This window comes from Pantoea sp. R102, assembly GCF_004916815.1.
Taxonomy (GTDB): domain Bacteria; phylum Pseudomonadota; class Gammaproteobacteria; order Enterobacterales; family Enterobacteriaceae; genus Pantoea; species Pantoea dispersa.
In genome coordinates, this window is record NZ_SDFT01000028.1 from 1 (window position 1) to 22212 (window position 22212).

Genomic DNA, 22212 nt, shown 5'->3' on the forward strand with positions numbered 1-22212 from the left:
GGGTAAAGGATGTTAAAAGTGTTCACTATGTCCCCGAACACCTGTCTGCCATGTCCCCGGACTGTACAGGGAGAGGGCCGGGGTGAGGGCAGCAAACCGCACCCACCTAAACCCCCAACCGATCCCTTAATGCATACCAGGCCGCACCCATCGCCGTCAGTGGCACCTTAAAGCGTCTTCCGCCGGGAAACGGCAGGTGCGGCAGCTTTGCAAACGCATCAAACCGCTCTGCATGGCCGCGCAGCACTTCGGCGATCAGCTTGCCGGAGAGGTGCGTGCAGGTCACGCCATGTCCGCTATCGCCCTGCATAAAGAAAACATTCTTCTCCAGCTGACCAAACTGCGGCATGCGCGACAGCGTGAGCAGGAAGTTACCGCTCCAGCGATGGCTGATCTTCACATCGCGCAGCTGCGGAAAGGTGCGCAGCAGCTTGGGCCGGATCAACGCCTCGATGTCTTCCGGTTCGCGCGCCCCATACACCACGCCGCCGCCGTACAGCAGGCGGTTGTCGGCAGTCAGGCGGAAGTAATCCAGCAGATAGTTACAATCTTCCACACAGTGGTTATTGGGCATCAGCCCCAGCGCCTGATCGCGGCTCAGCGGCTCGGTGGTGACGATCTGTGAGCCGCACGGCATGCTTTTGCGCCCCAGCCGTGGTTCCAGTTGCGACGGCAGATAGGCGTTGCCGGCAAAAATCACAAAGGTGGCGCTGACTTCACCCTGCGCGGTTTTGACCCGGTTGGGTGCGCCGTAAGTCACTGCCAGCGCCGCCGACTGCTCATATATACGGCCGCCGTGCCGGCGAATCGCTTCGGCTTCACCCAACGCCAGATTGAGCGGGTGCAGATGGCCGCCACGCCGGTCCAGCAGGCCGCCGACGTAACGGTCGGTGGCCACTTCACGGCGGATGCCGCGCTCGTCCAGCAGCTCCAGATCGCTATTGCCGTAGCGTGCCCAGCTGGCCTGCTGGCTGCGCAGATGCCCCATCTGGCGCTGATTGAGCGCTGCGAAAATGCCGCCGGGGCGATAGTCGCAGGCGATGGCGTAACGATCGATACGGTCGCGGATAATCTCCGCCCCTTCGAACATCATGCTGCCCAGCATCTGCGCAGTCTGTTTGCCGTAGCGCTGCTCAATCACATCGACATCGCGGCTGTAAGAATTCACCACCTGGCCGCCGTTGCGGCCGCTGGCGCCAAAGCCGACGCGGGCCGCTTCCAGCACCACCACATCGTAACCGGCTTCGGTGAGAAACAGCGCGGAAGAGAGCCCGGTAAACCCGCCGCCGATGATGCAGACGTCACACTGAATGCTCTCCTGCAGCTGCGGCCACGGCGCGTGCGCGTTGGCGGTCGCGGCGTAATAACTTTGCACGTGGTGCATCATAACCTCCTGTAGCGCGTGAACTCAGAAATTGGCGGGCGTATGCGCGCTGACAATGCGACACGGCTGATCTGACGTATTGGTAAAACTGTGCGGCAAACCGGTATCAATCACGTAGCTTTCGCCGCGGTTAAGGTGATAACTCTGACCGTTCACTACCAGGGTGATTTCCCCCTCCAGCACCGTGCCAGTCTCTTCCCCCGGATGGCGTAGCTTTTCACCGGTGCTGGCCCCCGGCTCGTAGCGCTCCAGCAGCATCGCCAGCGCGCGCTTCGCCGCACCGTTATCAATCAGCTGTAAAGAAACACCGAGACTGCCGATCTCAACGCAATCATCCGGCCGTACGATGATGCGCGGCGTGGCATTCACTTTCGGCTCCGAGAAAAACTCCGACAGCGACAGCCCATACACTTTGAGTAGCTTTTGTAACGTGCTGACTGCCGGGCTGACTTTATCCTGCTCAATGGTGCTGATGGCGCTGTGTGTTAAACCTGACAACTCAGCGACGCGACGCTGAGACAATCCCAACTCCTGCCGGATTTGCGATAAGCGTCGTCCGGGCGCCAGAGTGGCATCATTCATGGCTGCTTTTCCTTGTGATAACGTGCTGCGGCATGGATAAAGGCCTCGAATAAACGGCGCGAGACCGGATCGCGATCGGATTGCCACTCCGGATGCCATTGCACCGCCAGCGCAAACGGATGCTGGCGCAGGCTGACGGCTTCGATCAGGCCATCCGGTGCGCGGGCTTCAATGCGTAACTGCGGGCCAGGCTCGCGGATGCCCTGGCCGTGCAGAGAATTGACCGCGAACGCGGCAGCGCTGCCCAGCAGCTGGCTCAGCAGGCCATCGGGTTCGGGCTGCACCAGATGCGCCGGCGCGTACTGCTGCTCCAGCGGCTGGCTGTCATCTTCGCGGTGCTCCTGAAACAGATGCGTCTGATGCAGCTGGCGATGCAGCGCGCCGCCGTTGGCGACCACCAGCTCCTGCAAACCGCGGCAGATGCCCAGCATCGGCATCTTTTTCCCGCTGGCGTGGGTGATAAGCGCAAAGGATAAGCGGTCACGCGACGGATCGGCATGCGCCTCATGGCCCTCTTCACCGTAATGCCAGGGTTCAATATTGCTTGGGCTGCCGGTGAGCAAAATGCCGTCCAGCAGCGTCATACTGTTTTCTAATAGCTGCGGCGCGTGCATCAGCTGATGCGGTAACGGCAGCGGCACGCCACCGGCCAGCACCACGGCGTCGAGGTATTTGTTATGCACGGTCTGCCCAACGTGGTTGCCGATGGGGTTCTGGCACATCACTACGCCAATCAAAGGCTTGTCAAAAATAATGCCCATTACGTCTCCACGCTGCTGTTCAATATTTTCGCCGGTTTTGCGCGCTAAGTAGAAAAAGTGTGCAATATATTGTCAATCTAGCAACCGTATGGTTGTTCTTCAAACAGAATTGTTACATTTGCACACCATTTGCGTTAGAGCTATGTTAGAGGTGTGGCTGTTATTTTGAGCATGTGCAAACCATCTTAAACGGTATAGGGCGGGTGGGAAGATGACGAACCTCGTGGAAGTAGAAGACTTCACGCGACACAGTGAAGAAAAACGAACCAGCGCGTTCCAGCTGGAGGTGAAAACCTGGCTGGAACGCCATCCGGAAACGCAGTATGTCGATATTCTGTTAAACGATCTCAACGGGGTATTTCGCGGTAAACGCATTCCCGTCTCCGCGTTAGCGAAGCTGGAAAAAGGGTGTTATTTTCCGGCCTCGGTTTTCGCCATGGACATTCTCGGCAACACCGTCGAGGAAGCCGGCCTCGGACAGGCGCTCGGCGAACCTGATAACCTCTGCATACCGGTCCCCGGGACCTTAATTCCTTCCGCCTCTGACCCGCAACGCATCGCCCAGCTGCTGCTGACCATGTGCGACCAAGATGGCACTCCCTTTGACGTTGAACCCCGAAACGTGCTGAACCGGCTGTGGCAACAGCTGCGCAATCGCGGTCTGTTTCCGGTGGTAGCGGTAGAGCTGGAGTTCTATCTGGTGGACAAAAAGCGCGATGCCGAAGGCTATATTCAGCCGCCGTGTGCGCCGGGTAGCGAAGAGCGCAACATGCAGAGTCAGGTGTATTCGCTGGATAATCTCGACCATTTCGCCGATGTACTGCGCGATATCGACGCGCTGGCGAAACTGCAGAATATCCCCGCCGACGGCGCGCTGGCGGAAGCCTCGCCGGGCCAGTTCGAAATCAACCTGCACCATACGCGCGATATCCTCAAAGCCTGTGACGACGCCATTCTGCTGAAGCGGCTGGTGCGTCAGGTGGCAGAAAATCACGGCATGACCGCCACGTTTATGGCCAAGCCGTATGAGGAGTATGCGGGCAGCGGCATGCACGTACACATCAGTATGCTGGATGCCGCCGACCACAACGCCTTTGCGCTGGATGATGGCAGCGATTCGCCGCTGCTGAAGCGGGCGCTGGCTGGCATGATCGATCTGATGCCGGCATCAATGGCGCTGCTGGCGCCCAACGTCAACGCGTTTCGCCGCTTCCTGCCGGAGGCGTTTGTGCCGCTGCAGGCGTCATGGGGACACAATAACCGCACGGTGGCGCTACGCATTCCCTGCGGCGATGTAGAAAACCATCGCGTCGAGTACCGTGTGGCGGGCGCCGATGCCAATCCGTATCTGGTGGTGTCAGCAATTATTGCCGGTATCTTGCACGGTCTGGATAATCAGCTACCCTTACCGCATCCGGTGAAGGGCAATGGTCACGAGGCGGAAGGGCTGGAACTGCCGATTCGCCAGAGCGATGCGCTGTATGAGTTTGAAAACAGCTATCCGCTGCAAAAGCTGCTCGGCGAGCGTTTCAGCGGCGTGTGGCACAGCTGCAAACAGTATGAACTGCGCGAGTTTGAACGGCTGATCACCGCCACGGAAATTGACTGGATGTTAAAGAACGCCTGACCGACAGAAGAATTGATCCAACATCTTGTGTCGATGGCCTAAGTTGGGGCAAAATACGCGCCCTGCAAAAGACAAAACATAACCGACGCTTATTACGTCGGTTATTTTTTTGCATGGTGCTTTCACTACATGAACGAGGCCGGACACGCATCCGGATAGATAGACACTGAAACACGCTTGTGCGTGAGATTTGAGGAACAAAGATGGGACTGTTTACAATTGCACCAGCGCAGGCTGGTTCTCGCTTCCGTGATGATTATGGCGCGGCGACAATCGCAAACACTAATATCACTTCTCACTGCAGCACATTGCGCAGTATCCCTGTGGTACAACTGAACTCAGTTGTTGCTGTAGGGGGCCTGAACAATGTCGCTTAATACCTCTGCCGCACCACAGCGTGCACATCTGAAAAAATCTCTGACTCTGATCCCGGTCGTCATGATGGGCCTGGCGTATATGCAGCCAATGACCCTGTTTGATACCTTCGGCATCGTGTCAGGCCTCACCGACGGTCACGTCGCCACCGCTTATGCTTTCGCGCTGATCGCGATACTGTTTACTGCCGTGAGCTACGGCAAGCTGGTACGCCGCTTCCCATCTGCGGGCTCCGCTTACACCTATGCTCAGAAGGCTATCAGTCCGCACGTCGGCTTTATGGTGGGCTGGTCATCACTGCTGGACTATCTGTTCATGCCGATGATCAACATCCTGCTGGCGAAAAGCTACTTTGAGTCGCTGGTGCCGGGCATTCCGTCGTGGATTTTCGTGGTGCTGCTGGTGGCGTTTATGACCATCTCCAACCTGCGTGGGATCAAAACCGTGGCCAACTTCAACAGCGTCATTGTGGTGCTGCAGGTAGTGGTGATGGCAGTGATCACCGGTATGGTGGTGTATGGTGTGGCACACGGTATTGGCGCTGGTACGCTGACCAGTACGAAGCCATTCTGGTCGGAAAATGCGCAGGTGGTACCGATGATTACCGGTGCAACCATTCTGTGCTTCTCGTTCCTTGGCTTTGACGGTATCAGCTCGCTGTCGGAAGAGACCAAAGATGCCGAGCGCACCATTCCACGCGCGATTTTCCTGACCGCGCTGATTGGTGGGGTGATCTTTATTGGCGTCTCGTACTTCCTGCAGCTGTACTTCCCGGATATCTCGCGTTTCCAGAATCCGGACTCTTCACAGCCAGAAATCATGCTGTTCGTGGCGGGTAAAGCGCTGCAGATCGGCATTCTGATTTTCTCGGTGGTGACGGTGCTGGCCAGCGGCATGGCGGCACACGCCGGCGTTTCGCGTCTGATGTACGTGATGGGCCGTGACGGCGTGTTCCCGCAGCGTTTCTTTGGCTTCGTGCATCCAAAATTCCGCACGCCGTCGCTGAACGTGCTGCTGGTTGGTGCGGTAGCGCTGCTGGCGATCAACTTCGACCTGGTCACCGCAACGGCGCTGATTAACTTCGGTGCGCTGGTGGCGTTTACCTTTGTCAACCTGTCGGTGATTGCCCAGTTCTGGATTCGTGAGAAGCGTAACAAGACGCTGAAAGACCACCTCAACTATCTGGTGCTGCCCATTATGGGTGCGCTGACGGTGGGTGCGCTGTGGATCAACCTGGAAGAGACCTCGATGGTGCTCGGCCTGGTGTGGGCGGCGATTGGTATTGTTTACCTGGCGTTTGTGACCCGCACGTTCCGCAATCCGGTACCGCAGTTTAGCGAAGAGGTGTAAGGCTTTTCCCTCACCCTAACCCTCTCCCGCCCGCGGGAGAGGGAACCGTCCGAGCGTGAGTCAGGTATCAGCCCAGTAGCTGCACCAAAACGCACTATACCTCTCCCTCTCCCGTAGGAGAGTGCCGGGGTGAGGGCATCAGCCCGCACCATACCTCTCCCTCTCCCCGTGGGAGAGTACCGGGGTGAAGGCACCAGAACGCACTAGACCTCTCCCTCTCCCTGTGGGAGAGGGCCGGGGTGAGGGCATCAGCCCGCACCATACCTCCCCCTCTCCCCGCAGGAGAGGGCCGGGGTGAGGGCACCAAAACGCACTATACCTCTCCCTCTCCCCGTGGGAGAGGGCCGGGGTGAGGGCATCAGCCCGCACGAAACCCTTCTACGACACCAGCTCCTGCGCATACAAATACAGCGCTTTCAGCTGCGCCATCTTCTCTGCATCGCCCTCATGTAAACTGGCCAGCGACTCCAGCTCCAGCAAAAACGCCTGTACCCGCTCCGCATTAAGCTGCTCGCGGCGATGCTGCAGCCAGCGCTGCTGCTCTTTATCATCCAGCGTGCCAGGGAAGTTGCGGGCGCGATAGCGGAACAGCAGCTTCGCGATACGTTTATCCTCAAAGGTCAAATCGAGCGCCGGCAGGTTCTGCGGCGGCGTCTGGCGCAGGATGTTCATGCCGGCGCGATCGGCGTCGCTGAAGAAGCCGTCATACAGCTGCGCATCGACATCCTCCGATGGCGTGAACGGCTCCGCTTCGGCAAACAGCGTCACCACATTTTCCCGCACTTCGGCATGCTGGCGCAGCAGGGCCAGATTCGCCAGACAGTGCTGACGATCGATACCCAGCCGTTCGGCATCTTCCGGGCGCAATGTATTGGCCGGAGCCAGAACCGGGCACTTATTGATGTGCACCAGCTTGATCGGCACCGCCGGCAAATCGCCCAGATCGCTGTGTCGCGTATACAGCCGCTCGCGCAACTCATCCGGCGACAGCGTCAGCAGCGGCGTCATGTCGCCGGCCAGATCGGCCACGATCAACGCGTTTTTGTTATCCGGATGCCACGCCAGCGGCACAATCCAGCTGGTATTGCCGCGCGCCGCGCCGAACATGCCGGAAACGTGCACCAGCGGCTTCATCTGCGGAATATCAATCAGCGTCATCAGTTTCTGCTTGTTGCGATGGGTAAACAGAAACTCAAACAGCTTCGGCTGCTTCTCCTGTACCAGCTTTGCCATCGCCAGCGTGGCGTACACATCGGACATCGCATCGTGCGCCTGTTCGTGTGCCACGCCGTTAGCCTGGGTGAGATGCTCCAGCTTAAAGCTCGGAAAACCGTCGTCGTTCTCCGGCCAGACGATGCCCTCCGGGCGCAGCGCATAGCAGGCGCGCATCACGTCGAGCAGATCCCAGCGCGAATTGCCGTTCTGCCAGCTCCAGCCATACGGGTCGATAAAGTTGCGGTAGAAGATATTGCGCGTCACTTCATCATCGAAGCGCACGTTGTTGTAACCGATCACACAGGTCTGCGGTTCGCTGAACAGCGCGTGAATGCGCTGAGCAAACTCCACTTCTGGCACGCCGCGCGCGTTGGCCACCTGCGGCGTGATACCGGTGATCATTACCGCTTCCGGCTGCGGCAGGTAATCGTCCGCGAGCTGGCAGTAAAACACCTGCGGTTCGCCAACGGCGTTAAAGGCTTTGTCGGTGCGCAGGCCTGCAAATTGCGCCGGACGATCCAGCGACGGGCTTTTGCCGAAGGTTTCATAATCGTGGAACAGAAAAGTGAACTCAGAGGCGGGCACGGCGTTATCCTGGCTATGGAAAATCAACGCACAGAATAGTCGTCAGCCCGGTACAGCACAACCTCGATCGCCATCGCTGCGAGCGGGCGCGCAGCATTTGTCCGCGGTTCATACTTTTTTTCAATTTATTCAGATATCAAAGCGCTATTTGCCGTAAAACGTGCGGCGGTAAATTCATTTATTTGATGTTGAGGAAGAAGTGTTGAAAAGGCGTCTGTTGGTAACTGTATCTGGAATGATTGTTTGGGCATCGCTGGCGCACGCGGATGACAGCATGCCGTTTCCCCTGACGCCGCCGGCCATTGATGCCGCGTCCTGGGTGCTGATGGACGCCACCACCGGGCAGATCCTCACCGCGGGCAACCCGGACGCGGAGCGCAACCCGGCCAGCCTGACCAAACTGATGACTGGTTATGTCGTCGACCGCGCGGTCGATCAGAAGAAAATCACCCGCGACGATGTGGTCACGGTGGGTAAAGACGCGTGGGCCGCCGGCAATCCGGTGTTTAAAGGCTCGTCGCTGATGTTTCTTAAGCCGGGCGATAAAGTCACCGTGCGCGACCTGATGCGCGGCGTGATCATCGATTCCGGCAACGACGCCTGCGTGGCGCTGGCCGACTATGTGGCCGGCAGCCAGGAGAGCTTCGTCAACATGATGAACAGCTACGTGCAGAAACTCGGCCTGACGCACACCCACTTCGAAACCGTGCACGGTCTCGATGCGCCGGGGCAGCACACCACCGCGCGCGATCTGGCGGTGCTGTCGCGCGCCATCATCAACGGTGAGCAGGATTTCTACGCCATGTACAGCGAGAAAACCCTCAGCTTCAACGGCATTACCCAGAACAACCGTAACGGCCTGCTGTGGGATCAGAATCTGCACGTCGACGGCATGAAAACCGGCCACACCGAGAGCGCCGGGTTCAATATCGTCGCCTCGAACATTGTCGGTCGCCATCGTCTGATTGCGGTGATCATGGGCGGGAAAAGTTCAAAGGGACGTGAAGAGCAGGCGCGTAAACTGCTGGTGTGGGGACAGAACAACTTCGACACCGTGCAGCTGTTCCACGCCGGGAAAAAGATCGGCAGCGAAAACGTCTGGTACGGCAACCCGCACAAAGTGGACGTCGGTACCACCGAAGATATCTATCTGTCACTGCCGCGCAGCGAAGTGTCGAACGTGATGGCGAAGTACGTGATCAATCGTAAAGACCTCGAGGCGCCGCTGAAAGCCGGCGAGCAGGTGGGTGAAATTCAGGTGCTGGATAAAGACAAACAGCTGGCCAGCTATCCGCTGTACGCGCTGCAGTCGGTCGATGAAGCAGGCATCATCACGCGCATCAGCGATTACGTGAAACAGAAACTGTAAGCCGTCGGGCGATAAGCAAACGCTGCGTTACATCCTTGTGAGCACTGAGAAAACAAGATGTAGCGCAGTTGTATTATTGCGCAAAAAGTTGCGCCAGCCCCTCAATGTTCGTGCTGCGCCAGGGTAACATAGCGCGCAAATTTTTATCGCACCCGGACCACCATGTTACGCGCTGATAAGCCCATCTCTCCGATTGAGTTCTGGTTTTACCGCCACTACCGCGCCGTGCACGGCGTACGCATCGCTATCGCCTTTGTGCTGTGCTTCCTGTTTGTCCGTCTGACCGATATTCCGGAAGGCACCTGGCCGCTGATTACGCTGGTGGTGGTGATGGGACCGATCTCCACCTGGGGCAATGTTTTGCCGCGCGTGGTGCAGCGTATCAGCGGTACCTTTGCCGGGCTGATATCAGGGCTGATCGCGCTGAAGCTGGAGCTGCTGTCACTGCCGCTGATGCTGGTGTGGTGCTTTATCGTGATGATCGTCTGCGGCTATCTGACGCTGGGCAAACACCCGTATATGGCACTGCTGATCGGCATCACGCTCGGCGTGGTGGTCGGCGCGCCGGCCGGCGATTTCACCGTGGCGCTGTGGCGCGGTGGCGATGTGATCCTCGGCTCGCTGATGGCTTTACTGTTCAGCGCCATCTGGGCGCAGCGCGCCTATACTCACTGGCGCATTCAGCTGTCGGACGCCTTTATCAACATGGCGAAGATTCATCACGCCGGCTTTTCTGCCAATCTGGTGGAGAAGCCGCGCCTCAATCCGCGCTTCCAGAAGCTGCTTACCAGCGTGATCAAAATGCGCGCGCTGCTGGAGCCGGCGAGCAAAGAGACGCGCATCCCTAAATCGGTGTTTGAAGCCATTCAGACCATTAACCGTAATATGGTTAACACCATGCAGATGCAGATTGAAGCCTGGTGGGCGTCGCGCGAAAGCCATCTGATTTTGCTGAACGCGCCGACGCTGCGCCGCACGCAGCAGATGACCGAGAACACCCTGAACGCGCTGTCTGCGCTGATGGTGAAAGGCGAGACTGAACAGGTGATTGCCAACAGCCACGAGCTGGAAGCCATCACCCAGGAGCTGGAAGCGCTGATCGCCAACGGCAGCGCGCGGCTGGAGACCACCGCGATTTACGGTTACGTCTGGCTGAGTCTGGAGCAGGCGCGTCAGCTGGAGCGCATGACAGACCTGGTGCGTCTGGCGCTGCGCAAATAGTTTTCTCAGGCAATGACTTAGTGCGAATTGCCCTTTCTTTGCGCTAAGATAAGTGCCAGTCCGAATTTAGCGGTGAAAATTGCGAACCCGGCTTATAAGCCGCTAAGCTAAATGTCTTCCCGGTTTATGACTATTTTGCCTGCCGCGGCAGGCCACAAGAAAGGTGCCAACATGGAAAATGCCAAGCAATCATTTCAGGACGTACTGGAGTTTGTGCGTATGTTTCGTCGTAAAAACAAACTGCAGCGCGAAATTACGGACAACGAAAAGAAAATCCGTGATAACCAGAAACGTGTGTTGCTGCTGGACAACCTGAGCGAGTACATCAAACCTGGTATGAGCGTGGAAGCGATTCAGGAAATCATCGCCAGCATGCGCGTGGATTATGAAGATCGCGTAGACGAGTACATCATCAAAAACGCCGATCTGTCGAAAGAGCGTCGCGAGCTGTCGAAAAAGCTCAAAGCGATGGGCGAACCAAAAGGGCAGTAAGCTTCACAGGCCTGATACCCGCGTTTTGCTCCAGGGTCGCCATTTATGGCGACCTTTTTAATGCCCGCGCCAGCTGCTGTAACTGCTGCGCAATCTCCGCCACATCCACCTGCTGCTGCAACGGCGCCGCTGTGGTGGCGCGCAGGACCAGCTCGGTCTCCAGCGGCTGACTGTCCGGTATCTCTCCCTCCAGCTGCGCCAGCAGACGATCGACGCTCACTGTGCCTAACTGCTGTAAATCCTGGCGCACCGTGGTCAGCGGTGGCTGATACCACGCGCTCTCCGCCGTATCGTCGTAACCGATGATCGACATCTCCGCCGGAATTTGTACGCCATGCTGATGCAGCGCGCGCATAGCCCCCAGCGCCATTTGATCGTTAGCCACCAGCAGCGCCTGCGGCAGCTGGTCGGGCAGCCGGGTCAGCAGCGCCTGGTAGCCGGACGCTGCGCTCCAGTCGCCGCTCAGTACGCAGTGCGGCACCAGCTGATGACGCGCCAGCGCCTGTTGCCAGGCGCTAAATCGCGCCCGGGCTGACGCGGAGCTGGCAGGCCCGTTCAGCACGCCAATCTGCCGGTGGCCGAGCGCCACCAGATGATCCACCGCCTGCTGCGCACCGCTGGTGCTCCGGTACTGACACTGCGCCACGACCGCGCTGCGCTCCACATCCAGAAACAGCGTCGGTTTGCTGCCGCATTGCTGCTGAATCTGCGCCGCCTGCGCGGCATCCAGCGGCAGGTTGATCAGCAGAGCATCGACGCGCTGCGCCAGCAATTCATGCACCGTGTCCTGCGCGTGGCTGGTGGCATTGGCCATGGCGATCACCAGATGATAGCCCTGCGCCGCCGCGCGCTGCTGAATCGCCGAAGCAATCTGCGCCGGCGCCATCAGCGCCAGATCGCTGGTCGCCAGCCCGAGCGTGCGCGTGGCCTTGCCGGCCAGCTGCTGCGCGACCCGGTTTGGCACGTAGCTGAGCTGCTGCATCGCGGCTTCCACCCGCGCGCGGGTGCGGGGTGACACCTGCGCGGAATGGTTCAGCACCCGGGAAACCGTTTGATAGGAGACGCCAGCCAGCCGGGCGACATCGTCAAGCGTTACGGAACGCGCTGTCATTGATCCCTCCTGATGAGAATGCGGCGAGTGTAGCAAATTTTTCCCTGCCGTCGCGGTATTAAGGCGTTACACTGCCAGTGATAACGCAAGGAGAAAGTGATGCAGCTCAATGACCATCAAATTCAGGATATCAACACCATTGCCGCCTGGCTGGCGCTCGATCAGCTGCCAAAGGACGGTACGCTGGAGGTCGATTTAGCCATACTTGCCGGACATGCGGTGCTGCCAAACGTCGAAGCGGTGATTGCGCTGGCGAAGAAATATCAGCTGCCGTTGCTGATCAGCGGCGGCATCGGTCATTCAACCGCGCTGCTGGCCGCGATGATTGCCAGCCATCCGCTCTATCGCCAGATCGACACCGCCGGCAAGGGCGAAGCGCAGCTGCTGGGCGAGATGGCGCGCATGTTCGCTGAGCTGCCTGACGATCAGCTGCTGCTGGAAACCGCCTCACGCAACTGTGGCGAAAACGCCGCCCTGAGCCAGCGCCTGCTGGATGAGCAGCAGTGGCAGCCGCAGCGCGTGCTGCTGGTGCAGGATCCGTTGATGCAGCGCCGCGGCTGGGAAACCTTCCGCTGGCAGTGGCGCGATCGCGAGCATGCGCCGGAATTCATCAGCTGGCCGGTGTTTGTGCCGCAGGTGATGATGGATGCGGGCATGCTGCGCATCGTTGGCGCGCCGCCGCAGGGGTTGTGGTCAGTGGAGCGTTTTCTGTCGCTGCTGATGGGCGAGGTGCAGCGCCTGCGTGACGACGCCAGCGGCTACGGCCCGAACGGCAAGGGGTTCTTCGGACACGTTGATGTACCCGACGCGGTCGAAGCAGCCTGGCAGCGCCTGATGCAGCTGCCCGGCGTGCAGTCGCGGCTGGGTTAAGCCGTTCCCCAGGATTGGGTGAATCCGATGGTTCCGGCGTGATATCGGTCGCCATGAATGGCGACCCTACAGTATCGTAGGGTGCGCATTTATGCGCACCAGGTTATTCCCGCGTACGGGGCCGTAGGGGGCGCATTCATGCGCACCTGGCACGCCACGCACCGGACCGATCACCGCGTCTGCAAATACACCTGCAAATTCACATACACCGCGTTCAGCAGCGGCGTCGCCACCGCATGGCGCGCGCCGCGCACCAGCAAATCGCCGATGATCTGATCGGCTTCGATATCATAGCCCTGGGTTAAATCGCGGTACATGGATGAGGTCATCGCCGCATCAGGATTGTTCAGCGTCTCATAAATCTTCGCCGTCACGGCCGGACGCTGTTGGTAGCCATCGGCGGTGATCACCGCCAGCACCTCGGCGAAAATGCCCTGTAGCAGCGCTTCACCACCGGCTGAACGCAGGATGTGCTGGGTATTGCCGCGCGCCACACAGCACACGGCACCCAGCGTGCTCAGCAGCAGCCACTTCTCCCACAGCTCACTGATAATGTTATCGGCGAACACGCTATCAAACTGCGCATCACGCAGCGCGGCATCCACGCGCGCCAGACGGGCATCGTTGTTGCCGTCCAGCGCGCCGTAGTAAAGCACGTGCAGCGGCGACAGCTGCATCACTTCGCCGTGCTCGCCCAGCGTGGCGTGAATCTTACACAGCCCGCCAATCACCTTGTCACCGAAACGTGCGCGCAGCGTATCAATGTGACGCATACCATTGAGGATCGGCATGATCAGCGTCTGCGCGCCAACCGCCGGGGCGATGTCTTCAATCGCCTGTTCCAGCGCAAAGCTTTTCACCGTCAGGATAATCAGATCGTAATCACCGGTCAGCGTCGAGGCCAGCGCCAGCTGCGGCTGCAGCACCGTGCTGCCCTCCGGCGTTTGCAGCACCAGTCCGGTCTGTTGCAGCTGCTGCTGGCGGCGCTCGCGCACCAGAAAGGTCACATCACGGCCGGCCTGCGCCAGGCGCGCGCCAAAGTACCCGCCGGTGGCACCGGCTCCCACAATCAGAATACGCATGGACTGTTTTCCCGTTAAGCATGAAAGCCTTACCTTAAAGCGCTGCGCGTCGCTGCGCCACACCGCAAATGCGGAAAACCGTGACAATCTCAGCGATGAGCAAAAAAAGCTCAAACTGTTCGTATTCATTCGTACAATGGGTTTATGCTGGGGCACAGCGGCGGGCAATGGTGCCTGCCGGTTTTTTTCGTCAACAGACTAAGGACGCATCATGCCCCGACCCCTCCCCATCGAACGTTATCGCAACATCGGCATCTCCGCGCACATCGATGCCGGTAAAACCACCACCACTGAGCGCATCCTGTTTTACACCGGAATGAGCCACAAGCTGGGTGAAGTGCACGATGGCGCGGCAACCACCGACTGGATGGCGCAGGAGCAGGAGCGCGGCATTACCATCACCTCGGCGGCGGTCAGCTGCTACTGGCCGGGCATGGACGGCAGTTTTACGCCGCACCGTATCAACATCATTGATACTCCCGGACACGTTGACTTCACCATTGAAGTGGAGCGCTCAATGCGCGTGCTGGATGGTGCCGTGATGGTGTACGACGCGGTCGGTGGCGTTCAGCCGCAGTCAGAAACCGTCTGGCGGCAGGCGAATAAATATCACGTGCCGCGCATTGCGTTCGTCAACAAGATGGACCGCCAGGGCGCGGACTTTTTCCGCGTGGTGCAGATGATGAAAGATCGCCTGCAGGCGCATCCGGTGCCGATTGTCATTCCCATCGGCGCTGAAGAGCAGTTCAGCGGGGTCATCGATCTCAACAAAATGCGCGCCATCTACTGGGACGACGCCAGCCAGGGCATGAGCTTTAGCTATGCGCCGATTCCCGACGCGCTGCAGGCGCAGGCGGCGGAGTGGCGGGAAAACATGGTGGCAGCAGCGGCAGAAGCCAGCGAAACGCTGATGGATCGCTATCTGGAGCAGGGCGATCTCAGTGAAGACGAGGTGATTGCCGGGCTGCGGCAGCGCACACTGGCGGGCGAAATCCAGCCGATGCTGTGCGGCAGCGCGTTTAAAAACAAAGGGGTGCAGCGCATGCTCGATGCGGTCATCGAACTGATGCCTTCGCCGCTCGACGTGCCGCCGGTCGCCGGCATCAACGAGCGCGGCGAACACGACGAACGCCATGCTGACGATGAGGAACCTTTCTCGGCGCTGGCGTTCAAGCTGATGAGCGATCCTTACGTCGGTCAGCTGACCTTTGTGCGCGTCTATTCTGGCGTGCTGCGCAAGGGTGACAGCGTGTGGAACGCGGTGAAAGGGCGTAAAGAGCGCATCGGCCGCATCGTGCAGATGCAGGCGAACGATCGCATTGAGATCGATGAAATCCGCGCCGGCGATATTGCCGCCTGCGTCGGGCTGAAAGAGGTCACCACCGGCGAAACGCTGTGCGATCCCAATGCGGTGATCACGCTGGAGCGCATGGAGTTTCCCGATCCGGTGATTTCGCTGTCGATTGAGCCAAAGACCAAAGGCGATCAGGAAAAAATGGGGCTGGCGCTGCAGCGGCTGGCGGCAGAGGATCCGTCGTTCCGGCTGCACACCGATGAGGAGTCCGGTCAGACCATCATCTCCGGCATGGGTGAACTGCATCTGGAGATCATCGTCGACCGTCTGAAACGCGAGTTTGGCGTGGAAGCCAATATTGGCCGGCCGCAGGTAACCTACCGCGAAACCATCCGCAAAACGGTGCGCGAGGTGGAAGGGAAATTCGTGCGTCAGTCAGGCGGTAAGGGCCAGTATGGTCACGTGGTGCTGACGCTCGAGCCGCAGGCGGCCGGAAGCGGTTTCGCCTTTGAAGACGCGACCAAAGGCGGCGTGGTGCCGCGCGAATTCATTCCTTCGGTGGAGAAGGGCATTCGCGAAGCGCTCAACAGCGGCGTGCTGGCCGGTTATCCGGTGGTCGACATCAAAGCCACGCTGACGTTTGGCTCTTATCACGACGTTGACTCGTCCGAGATGGCGTTCCGCATGGCGGCGATCTTTGGCTTCAAAGCGGCAGCGAAGCAGGCTAATCCGGTGATACTTGAGCCGGTGATGCAGGTGGAAGTGGAGACGCCGGAAGAGTATGCCGGCGGCGTGATGGGCGATTTGTCATCCCGGCGCGGCACGCTGCAGGGCATGGACGAGCGTTTCGGCGCGCGCATTATCCGTGCTGAAGTGCCGCTGGCCGAGATGTTTGGCTACGCCACCACGCTACGCTCAATGTCGCAGGGTCGCGCCACGTACAGCATGGAGTTTGCCCACTACGCCGAAGCACCGCGTAACGTCGCGGAGGCGATTATCGCGGCTCGTGCACAGTAAGCTTGCTGGCGGCAGGGATGTCGCCGGTTAGTGCTTAATTTACAGCGCCGTCACGCCCAGCGCGGCGGCGTCATCTTCCCAGCGTTTAACCTCGTCAAACCAGTCGCGCTGCGGTACAGAAAAGCCCGCCAGCAGGTTGGCCTTCATCACATCCTTGTAGTCCTCCACATTGGCCAGCTCAAATAGCGTGCTGCGCAGCTTTTCCAGCAACAGACTGTCGGTTTTCGCCGAGGTTATCAGCGGCAGCGCGGCACACAGCGGGGTTTCACCGATAATGGCTAAGCCCTGCAGCTCCTGCGGCCGGTATTTGCGCAGCAGCGCCCAGGTGATGCAATCAATGGCGGCGAGGTCGGCCTGTCCGGCGCGCAGCGCGGCAAGCGACTGGCGGTGGCTGCCGCTGAACCGGGTGGTGGCGAAGAATTTGCCGTCCTGGGCCAGCGGCGCGACCATGTAGCGCAGCGAATTGTATCCGGAGTGTGAGTCATTGCTGTTGCACACTGCGCGACGGCCGCGGAAATCAGCGAGGCTCAGGTTCTCATCTTCCTGCCGTGCCACCAGCCAGCTGCGATAGCGCAGATCATGGCAGCCAGGCGCATTGGACTGAAACGTGCCCACCAGTTGCACGTCAGGCAATAGCGCGACCAGCGGATAGCCGCAGGTCTGACTCAGCAGCAGATTGTCATCACGCCAGTGTGGCAGCAGGTCGTCGTGCCACTGCACCTCAGCCTGCACGCCGCGCTTCGCCAGCAGCCGCGTCAGCACTGAGGTCATGGCCAGCGTGCTCGGGTGGTCGATGTCGTACATCGGTAAAGAGATGATGTGCATTCTGTGCGTCCTTGTGGTGTCCCGGGTGGGCGTTAACGTCGATCGGCTGACGCCAGAAGCGCTTCATCCATTGGCCGTAACCGGCAACGCGAAAACCCTGATTACGCTGATAGTAGCCGTCGCGGTAGAGCAAATAGACTTTGCGCAGACCGTACCAGGGTAAACCGGGCAGATCGTGATGTACAGAATGATAGTTGAGATTCAGGAACAGCAGGCGCCACGGCCAGGCCGCTTCGTTATTCACCGAGCGCGCCAGCGGCGCCTCATCGGCACGATGTTCGTAAAATGAGCGCACCTTGGTCAGCATCAGCGCCGGATAGCTCACCGCCAGCACCAGCCACAGCGGGGAAAAGTCGCGCAGGCTGAGCCAGTAAAACAGTCCGGCCAGCAGAAGCAGGTGCACCAGCCACATCATTATCGCCGGAACGTCGCGCTGCACCATGCTTTGCGTCAGCGCGCGCAGCGTGGCGAGGATATCCAGCAGCGGTCCCAGCAGCAGACGTCCCGGAAAGGTGTTGCGCAGATGGATAACGCGCTGCTGCCAGGGTTTGAGCCGAGCCCAGTGCGCCGGCGACAGATAATAGGTTTCCGGATCATCATGCGGATCGGTCAGGGTGTGGTTGCGGTGATGCGCCAGGTGCGAATCCCGGTACAGACCATACGGATACCACACCGCCAGCGGCAGCGTGCCAAACAGCTGATTAAGGCGCGGCAGGCGCGTCGGATGGCCATGAATCAGCTCATGCTGCAGCGACAAATACCAGGTGGTGAACAGGATCAGCAGCAGTGTGGCGAGGGGCAGGCCCAGCGTTTGCCAGTACAGCACGCTGGCGAACCAGCCGCTATAAACGGTAATGATTAACAGCCAGGTCGGCAATTCGCTGCGCCAGAGCCAGCTGCGCGCCAGCTGGTGCACCACTTCGCGCTGTTGCGCACTGAGGTAGGCGGAGGTTCCTTTGACCATGTTCATGTATTCAGTCAGCGAGACGGGAAAAGATGCGCTCACGATGCGTGATACGCGTGATAAACACAAAGACGGAAAATTGCTTTGTTATGCAAAAAAGTTGAAGAAGCGCGCGAAAACTATTGGCTATCAGTCCTCTTCGCACAGGCGTAACCTTACCTCATCGAATTCTGATTGATGACGCCGGCGCCGTTCTGGCCCGCGAGGAGCATTTAGCATGAAAAAAATTGGCTTTTTATCTTTCGGTCACTGGACCCCGTCACCACACTCGGCCACCCGTTCGGCGCAGGATGTGCTGCTGCAGTCGATTGACCTGGCCGTTGCCGCCGAAGAACTGGGTGCCGACGGTGCCTATTTCCGCGTACACCACTTTGCCCGCCAGCTGAGTTCACCGTTTCCGCTGCTGGCGGCAGTCGGTGCCAAAACCAGCCGCATCGAGATTGGTACCGGTGTGATCGACATGCGTTACGAAAATCCGCTGTATATGGCGGAAGACGCCGGAGCAGCGGACCTGATCGCCAACGGCCGTTTGCAGCTCGGCCTGAGCCGTGGCTCGCCGGAGCAGGTGATTGAAGGCTACCGCTACTTTGGCTTTAATCCGCGCGAAGGGGAAACCGATGCGGATATGGGACGTCGTCACACCGAAGAGCTGCTGGAAGTGCTGCGTGGCGAAGGGTTTGCCAAACCCAATCCGCAGCCGATGTTCCCGAATCCACCGGGACTGCTGCGCCTGGAGCCGTATTCCGAAGGCCTGCGTGAGCGTATCTGGTGGGGCTCCGGCTCGAACGCCACATCGATCTGGGCGGCCCAGCTGGGGATGAATTTGCAGAGCTCGACGCTGAAAGATGACGAGACCGGCGAACCGTTCCATGTGCAGCAGGCGAAGCAGATTCGCGCCTATAAAGAAGCCTGGCAGGCGGCAGGGCATCAGCGTGCGCCGCGCGTGTCGGTCAGCCGCAGTATTTTTGCCCTGATGAACGACACCGACCGCGCTTACTTCGGTCGTGGCGGACAGGAGCAGGATTCCGTCGGGTTCCTCGATGAGAAAACCCGCGCCATCTTTGGGCGTAGCTATGCCGCAGAGCCGGAGCAGCTGATCAAACAGCTGGCTCAGGATGAAGCGATTGCGGAAGCCGATACTCTGTTACTGACCATCCCTAATCAGCTTGGCGTGGACTATTGCGCGCACGTGATCGACAGCATTCTGACCCACGTCGCGCCAGAGCTCGGCTGGCGTTAAGCCACAGTGCGCAGGGAAGCGCACAATTATTGCGCGATAAATCGCGCCGCGACCAGGTGCGCATAAATGCGCACCCTGGGAAATGCGGCAAGGTCTTTTGACGCGTATTAGATTCTGCAGGGTTGCCATTGATGGCTACAACGCGTCCTTCACGAACGGACCCAGACCTTGTAACCCGCATTCAACCCTGTAGGGTCGCCATTTATGGCGACCAACCATTGCGCCCAGGTGCGCATAAATGCGCACCCTACGAAATTCAGCAAAGGCTTTGACCCGTTTTAAATTCTGTAGGGTCGCCATTGATGGCGACAACGCGTCCTTCACGAACGCACCCAGACCTTGTAACCCGCATTCAACCCTGTAGGGTCGCCATTTATGGCGACCAACCATTGCGCGATAAATCGCGCCGTTACCAGGTGCGCATAAATGCGCACCCTACAAAATTCAGCAAAGGCTTTGACGCGTATTAGATTCTGTGGGGTCGCCATTGATGGCGACAACGCGTCCTTCACGAACGCACCCAGACCTTGTGACCCGCATTCAACTCTGTAGGGTCGCCATTTATGGCGACCAACCATTACCCGATAAATCGTGCCGCGACCAGCCATTAATCCGCGCCCAGCTCCCACCACAGCTTATCCAGCGCGTAATAACGGTCGCGCTGCGCCTCTGGCTGGTTCAGGTCGCGTTTCCACGGCTTGGCGAGAATGTAGTGCAGATTCTTCACCTCATTGTCATGCCATAAGCCGGCATGCTGGAACGGCAGGGTTTTCAGCGCGTTATAAATGTACGGCAGCGGCAGCCAGCGTCCGGCAAACACTTCATTGAGCAAATCCTGTTCGGAGAACGGATAGCGGCGCAGGTCGTCAATCTCAGCCACTTTCTGCTGCAGCCAGTCGAAAACCGCCTGATCCGGCTGCAGTACCAGAAAGCCGCCGTTGAGATAGTTATCAAGGTCGTCGGGCGGCGTCTCACCGCGCGCCTGCCAGGTGTAGTGACAATGCTCCGGCTGCCAGCTGTCAGGATAGCTGGCGATTTGATTCGGGTTGCAGCGGCAGGCGTGACAGGCAGCCAGCGCATGCTTACCGAGGTCAAGCGTAAACAGCTCATCCATGTTGCGCAGTACCAGCATATCGGCATCAAGAAACACCACGCGCTCGCAGCCGGTCAGCTCCCAGGCGCGCAGCTTGCTCCATACTTCACCAAACTGTGCCGAGGCATAATGCTGCTCCAGCGCAGCGTCCGGCATCAGCGGCTGGACCGGATGGATCACGCAGCCCAGCGCCTGCAATGCTTCGCGCATGCTCAGGTCGATGGCATCGGTGACCATCACAATCAGCGGCCAGCGCGTTTCGCTGCGTTTGAGTGAGCGATGCAGCGCTTTCACCCCGACGTAATATTCCGGCTGCGTTAACAGCGTTACCCAGGCGTACATAGATTCTCCCCATCAAACTCAATCAAACAAAGCCGTGACATAGTCATTGCTAAAGCGGTGCGTCGGATCCAGCTGTTCACGCACCGCACGAAACGCATCCCACTGCGGATAGATGGCGCGCCACTGATAGCGCTGCGGATCGTAATATTTCCCCCAGTGCGGACGTCCGCCTTCTGCCGCCAGCAGTTTTTCCACTTCGGTGAGGAAATGCAGTCCGTCCTGCGACAGCGAGCCGTCATCTGCGTAATACACCACGAAACCAAAAAAGCAGGTCGGCTGCTGATGCGCCGGGCTCATCCACGCCTGTGAAGCGCCGGTGCAGCGCAGGATGATGGGATAGTGCATGTGCGGACGATTCTGCGCGTACCAGGCTTTAATCTTGCTGATAATTTCCGGCGTTTTGGCCAGCGGCACGCCAATCTCAACGTTGATCTGCGGTACGGCGATGCCACGACAAAACAGCTGGTAGATATCGCCGCTGATGTCGGTGAAATCACGGAAGCGGGTGACGGTACGGAACTGTTTGCCGCCTTTGCCGTGAATCTGCGTGTCGCGATGCATGTGTTCCAGCGTCTGATCGATGGTATCGTTCAGGCTGCTGTCGGCCTGATCGCCGTGCTCAATCACTTCGCGCTGATGGTCGTACCATGCCTGGCTGTCCTCGGCACTGGCGACATCGGCGTTCCAGACATGCATCAGGTTGTCATCGACAAACCACCAGGCTTTGCTGAGTTCGTGCTGCTCATTCCACGTCAGCAAATCCTGTTCCAGTGAATCGGCAGACGCCGCGAATTTATGGCAGGTAAACAGGCGAAATGGCTGAGTACGCAACGTAATGGCGGTGACGATGCCGAGCGCGCCAAGTGAAACCATCGCCGCCGGGAAATCGGCGTCGCCGCGCTGAAACTCGCGCACGCTGCCATCGGCCAGCACCATGCGGATATGCAGCGCTTCGTCCGCCAGCGAACTCTGTGCCAGGCCCTGACCGTGGGTGCCGGTTGCCAGCGCGCCGGCCAGCGTCTGCACCGCAATCACGCCGGGCGAAGAGGCGAGCATGCGATCCATCTTTGTCAGGCTGTCATACACCTGCTGCAGCGGCGTGCCCGCGGCAAACGTGACGCTCTCTTCATCCTGAGCGAGGATGCCGTGCAGCGCACTGAGATCCAGCAGTACGTCCTGCGGCTGTACGCACAGCATGCGACCGGGCGACAAACGGCTGCCGAGCACGCGCACTTTGCCGTGCGAGTCGCGCAACAGCTGTTGCAGCTCGGATTCACTACGCGGCTGATGCAACTGCTGGCGCTGGCCAACTACCGAATTCTGCGCCCAGTTCCAGAGCGCAGGCGTGTCATCGGTATGTTGCGTGTTGCGTAACGGATAGAGGAGAGCATCTTTCTTCACTACAGCGTTCCT

18 protein-coding genes are annotated in these 22212 nt (G+C 59.2%); 8 read left to right on the forward strand and 10 right to left on the reverse strand.

Translation table 11 applies throughout. From position 1 onward, the window contains the following. Window positions 1-106 precede the first annotated feature (106 nt). Genes ERD80_RS03450 through puuD form a run of 3 tightly spaced genes read right to left on the reverse strand, consistent with a single transcriptional unit; the run spans window position 107 to window position 2727 of the window. A complete protein-coding gene (locus tag ERD80_RS03450; protein WP_058771096.1) occupies window positions 107-1387 on the reverse strand; it encodes an FAD-binding oxidoreductase in 1281 nt (426 codons plus the stop codon). 21 nt (window positions 1388-1408) lie between these two features. Then, on the reverse strand, window positions 1409-1966 hold the full coding sequence (puuR, locus tag ERD80_RS03455; protein WP_031280073.1) for an HTH-type transcriptional regulator PuuR: 558 nt from the start codon (window positions 1964-1966) through the stop codon (window positions 1409-1411). Beyond that, complete coding sequence (gene puuD / locus ERD80_RS03460) at window positions 1963-2727, reverse strand: gamma-glutamyl-gamma-aminobutyrate hydrolase (protein ID WP_021509363.1); 765 nt, start codon at window positions 2725-2727, stop codon at window positions 1963-1965. Before puuD ends, puuR begins: the two co-directional genes overlap by 4 nt. Before the next feature lie 211 nt (window positions 2728-2938). Here puuD and ERD80_RS03465 point away from each other — a divergent pair, with 211 nt between their 5' ends. Both ERD80_RS03465 and ERD80_RS03470 read left to right on the forward strand, forming a co-directional pair. Further along, entirely contained in the window at window positions 2939-4354 is a 1416-nt protein-coding gene (locus ERD80_RS03465) for a glutamine synthetase family protein (protein ID WP_021509364.1), read from the forward strand. 366 nt (window positions 4355-4720) lie between these two features. Then, entirely contained in the window at window positions 4721-6079 is a 1359-nt protein-coding gene (locus ERD80_RS03470; protein ID WP_058757322.1) for an APC family permease, read from the forward strand. 378 nt (window positions 6080-6457) lie between these two features. Here ERD80_RS03470 and sbcB read toward each other — a convergent pair whose 3' ends face one another. Then, window positions 6458-7879: an exodeoxyribonuclease I gene (gene sbcB / locus ERD80_RS03475; RefSeq protein WP_058757323.1), complete on the reverse strand. Its 1422-nt coding sequence runs from the start codon at window positions 7877-7879 to the stop codon at window positions 6458-6460. Window positions 7880-8081: 202 nt separating this feature from the next. Between sbcB and dacD the strand changes: the two genes are divergently transcribed. The 3 genes from dacD (at window position 8082) to tmaR (ending at window position 10961) form a co-directional block, all read left to right on the forward strand. Continuing rightward, entirely contained in the window at window positions 8082-9248 is a 1167-nt protein-coding gene (dacD, locus tag ERD80_RS03480; protein ID WP_031280074.1) for a serine-type D-Ala-D-Ala carboxypeptidase DacD, read from the forward strand. A gap of 162 nt (window positions 9249-9410) precedes the next feature. Continuing rightward, entirely contained in the window at window positions 9411-10469 is a 1059-nt protein-coding gene (locus ERD80_RS03485) for an FUSC family protein (protein ID WP_058757324.1), read from the forward strand. Between the two features lie 171 nt (window positions 10470-10640). Next, complete coding sequence (gene tmaR, locus ERD80_RS03490; protein WP_021509369.1) at window positions 10641-10961, forward strand: PTS system regulator TmaR; 321 nt, start codon at window positions 10641-10643, stop codon at window positions 10959-10961. Between the two features lie 43 nt (window positions 10962-11004). Here the strand turns inward: tmaR and ERD80_RS03495 are convergent, their stop codons facing one another. Then, window positions 11005-12072 (reverse strand): LacI family DNA-binding transcriptional regulator, encoded by a 1068-nt coding sequence (locus tag ERD80_RS03495; protein WP_136545760.1) that lies wholly within the window; start codon window positions 12070-12072, stop codon window positions 11005-11007. A 99-nt stretch (window positions 12073-12171) separates the two neighbouring features. On the opposite strand from ERD80_RS03495, the gene ERD80_RS03500 reads away from it, so the two are divergent. Then, the gene (locus ERD80_RS03500) at window positions 12172-12942 is read left to right on the forward strand and encodes a YdcF family protein (protein ID WP_136545762.1); all 771 of its coding nucleotides are present in this window, start codon (window positions 12172-12174) and stop codon (window positions 12940-12942) included. Window positions 12943-13112: 170 nt separating this feature from the next. Here ERD80_RS03500 and ERD80_RS03505 read toward each other — a convergent pair whose 3' ends face one another. Then, complete coding sequence (locus ERD80_RS03505) at window positions 13113-14024, reverse strand: ketopantoate reductase family protein (RefSeq protein WP_058782000.1); 912 nt, start codon at window positions 14022-14024, stop codon at window positions 13113-13115. Window positions 14025-14235: 211 nt separating this feature from the next. On the opposite strand from ERD80_RS03505, the gene fusA reads away from it, so the two are divergent. Then, entirely contained in the window at window positions 14236-16335 is a 2100-nt protein-coding gene (gene fusA, locus ERD80_RS03510; protein WP_136545764.1) for an elongation factor G, read from the forward strand. Between the two features lie 39 nt (window positions 16336-16374). Here fusA and ERD80_RS03515 read toward each other — a convergent pair whose 3' ends face one another. Both ERD80_RS03515 and ERD80_RS03520 read right to left on the reverse strand, forming a co-directional pair. Continuing rightward, window positions 16375-17160, reverse strand: coding sequence for a PhnD/SsuA/transferrin family substrate-binding protein (locus tag ERD80_RS03515; protein WP_248295817.1), 786 nt, complete (start codon window positions 17158-17160; stop codon window positions 16375-16377). Next, window positions 17057-18124, reverse strand: a complete 1068-nt coding sequence (locus ERD80_RS03520) for a fatty acid desaturase (protein ID WP_136545766.1) — start codon at window positions 18122-18124, stop codon at window positions 17057-17059. Before ERD80_RS03520 ends, ERD80_RS03515 begins: the two co-directional genes overlap by 104 nt. A 217-nt stretch (window positions 18125-18341) precedes the next feature. Here ERD80_RS03520 and ERD80_RS03525 point away from each other — a divergent pair, with 217 nt between their 5' ends. Beyond that, a complete protein-coding gene (locus ERD80_RS03525; protein WP_021509376.1) occupies window positions 18342-19364 on the forward strand; it encodes an LLM class flavin-dependent oxidoreductase in 1023 nt (340 codons plus the stop codon). Window positions 19365-19971: 607 nt separating this feature from the next. Here ERD80_RS03525 and ERD80_RS03530 read toward each other — a convergent pair. Both ERD80_RS03530 and ERD80_RS03535 read right to left on the reverse strand, forming a co-directional pair. Beyond that, window positions 19972-20799 (reverse strand): glycosyltransferase family 8 protein, encoded by an 828-nt coding sequence (locus ERD80_RS03530; RefSeq protein WP_136545767.1) that lies wholly within the window; start codon window positions 20797-20799, stop codon window positions 19972-19974. Between the two features lie 18 nt (window positions 20800-20817). Then, the gene (locus ERD80_RS03535) at window positions 20818-22200 is read right to left on the reverse strand and encodes a D-arabinono-1,4-lactone oxidase (protein ID WP_136545769.1); all 1383 of its coding nucleotides are present in this window, start codon (window positions 22198-22200) and stop codon (window positions 20818-20820) included. Between the last annotated feature and the right edge of the window lie 12 nt (window positions 22201-22212).

Excerpts from the sequence above, each read along its gene's own strand:
- ERD80_RS03450 (WP_058771096.1), bottom strand. The coding sequence starts at position 1,387 with ATGATGCACCACGTGCAAAGTTATTACGCCGCGACCGCCAACGCGCAC.
- puuR (WP_031280073.1), bottom strand. The coding sequence starts at position 1,966 with ATGAATGATGCCACTCTGGCGCCCGGACGACGCTTATCGCAAATCCGG.
- puuD (WP_021509363.1), bottom strand. The coding sequence starts at position 2,727 with ATGGGCATTATTTTTGACAAGCCTTTGATTGGCGTAGTGATGTGCCAG.
- ERD80_RS03465 (WP_021509364.1), top strand. The coding sequence starts at position 2,939 with ATGACGAACCTCGTGGAAGTAGAAGACTTCACGCGACACAGTGAAGAA.
- ERD80_RS03470 (WP_058757322.1), top strand. The coding sequence starts at position 4,721 with ATGTCGCTTAATACCTCTGCCGCACCACAGCGTGCACATCTGAAAAAA.
- ERD80_RS03485 (WP_058757324.1), top strand. The coding sequence starts at position 9,411 with ATGTTACGCGCTGATAAGCCCATCTCTCCGATTGAGTTCTGGTTTTAC.
- tmaR (WP_021509369.1), top strand. The coding sequence starts at position 10,641 with ATGGAAAATGCCAAGCAATCATTTCAGGACGTACTGGAGTTTGTGCGT.
- ERD80_RS03495 (WP_136545760.1), bottom strand. The coding sequence starts at position 12,072 with ATGACAGCGCGTTCCGTAACGCTTGACGATGTCGCCCGGCTGGCTGGC.
- ERD80_RS03500 (WP_136545762.1), top strand. The coding sequence starts at position 12,172 with ATGCAGCTCAATGACCATCAAATTCAGGATATCAACACCATTGCCGCC.
- ERD80_RS03505 (WP_058782000.1), bottom strand. The coding sequence starts at position 14,024 with ATGCGTATTCTGATTGTGGGAGCCGGTGCCACCGGCGGGTACTTTGGC.
- fusA (WP_136545764.1), top strand. The coding sequence starts at position 14,236 with ATGCCCCGACCCCTCCCCATCGAACGTTATCGCAACATCGGCATCTCC.
- ERD80_RS03515 (WP_248295817.1), bottom strand. The coding sequence starts at position 17,160 with ATGCACATCATCTCTTTACCGATGTACGACATCGACCACCCGAGCACG.
- ERD80_RS03520 (WP_136545766.1), bottom strand. The coding sequence starts at position 18,124 with ATGGTCAAAGGAACCTCCGCCTACCTCAGTGCGCAACAGCGCGAAGTG.
- ERD80_RS03525 (WP_021509376.1), top strand. The coding sequence starts at position 18,342 with ATGAAAAAAATTGGCTTTTTATCTTTCGGTCACTGGACCCCGTCACCA.
- ERD80_RS03530 (WP_136545767.1), bottom strand. The coding sequence starts at position 20,799 with ATGTACGCCTGGGTAACGCTGTTAACGCAGCCGGAATATTACGTCGGG.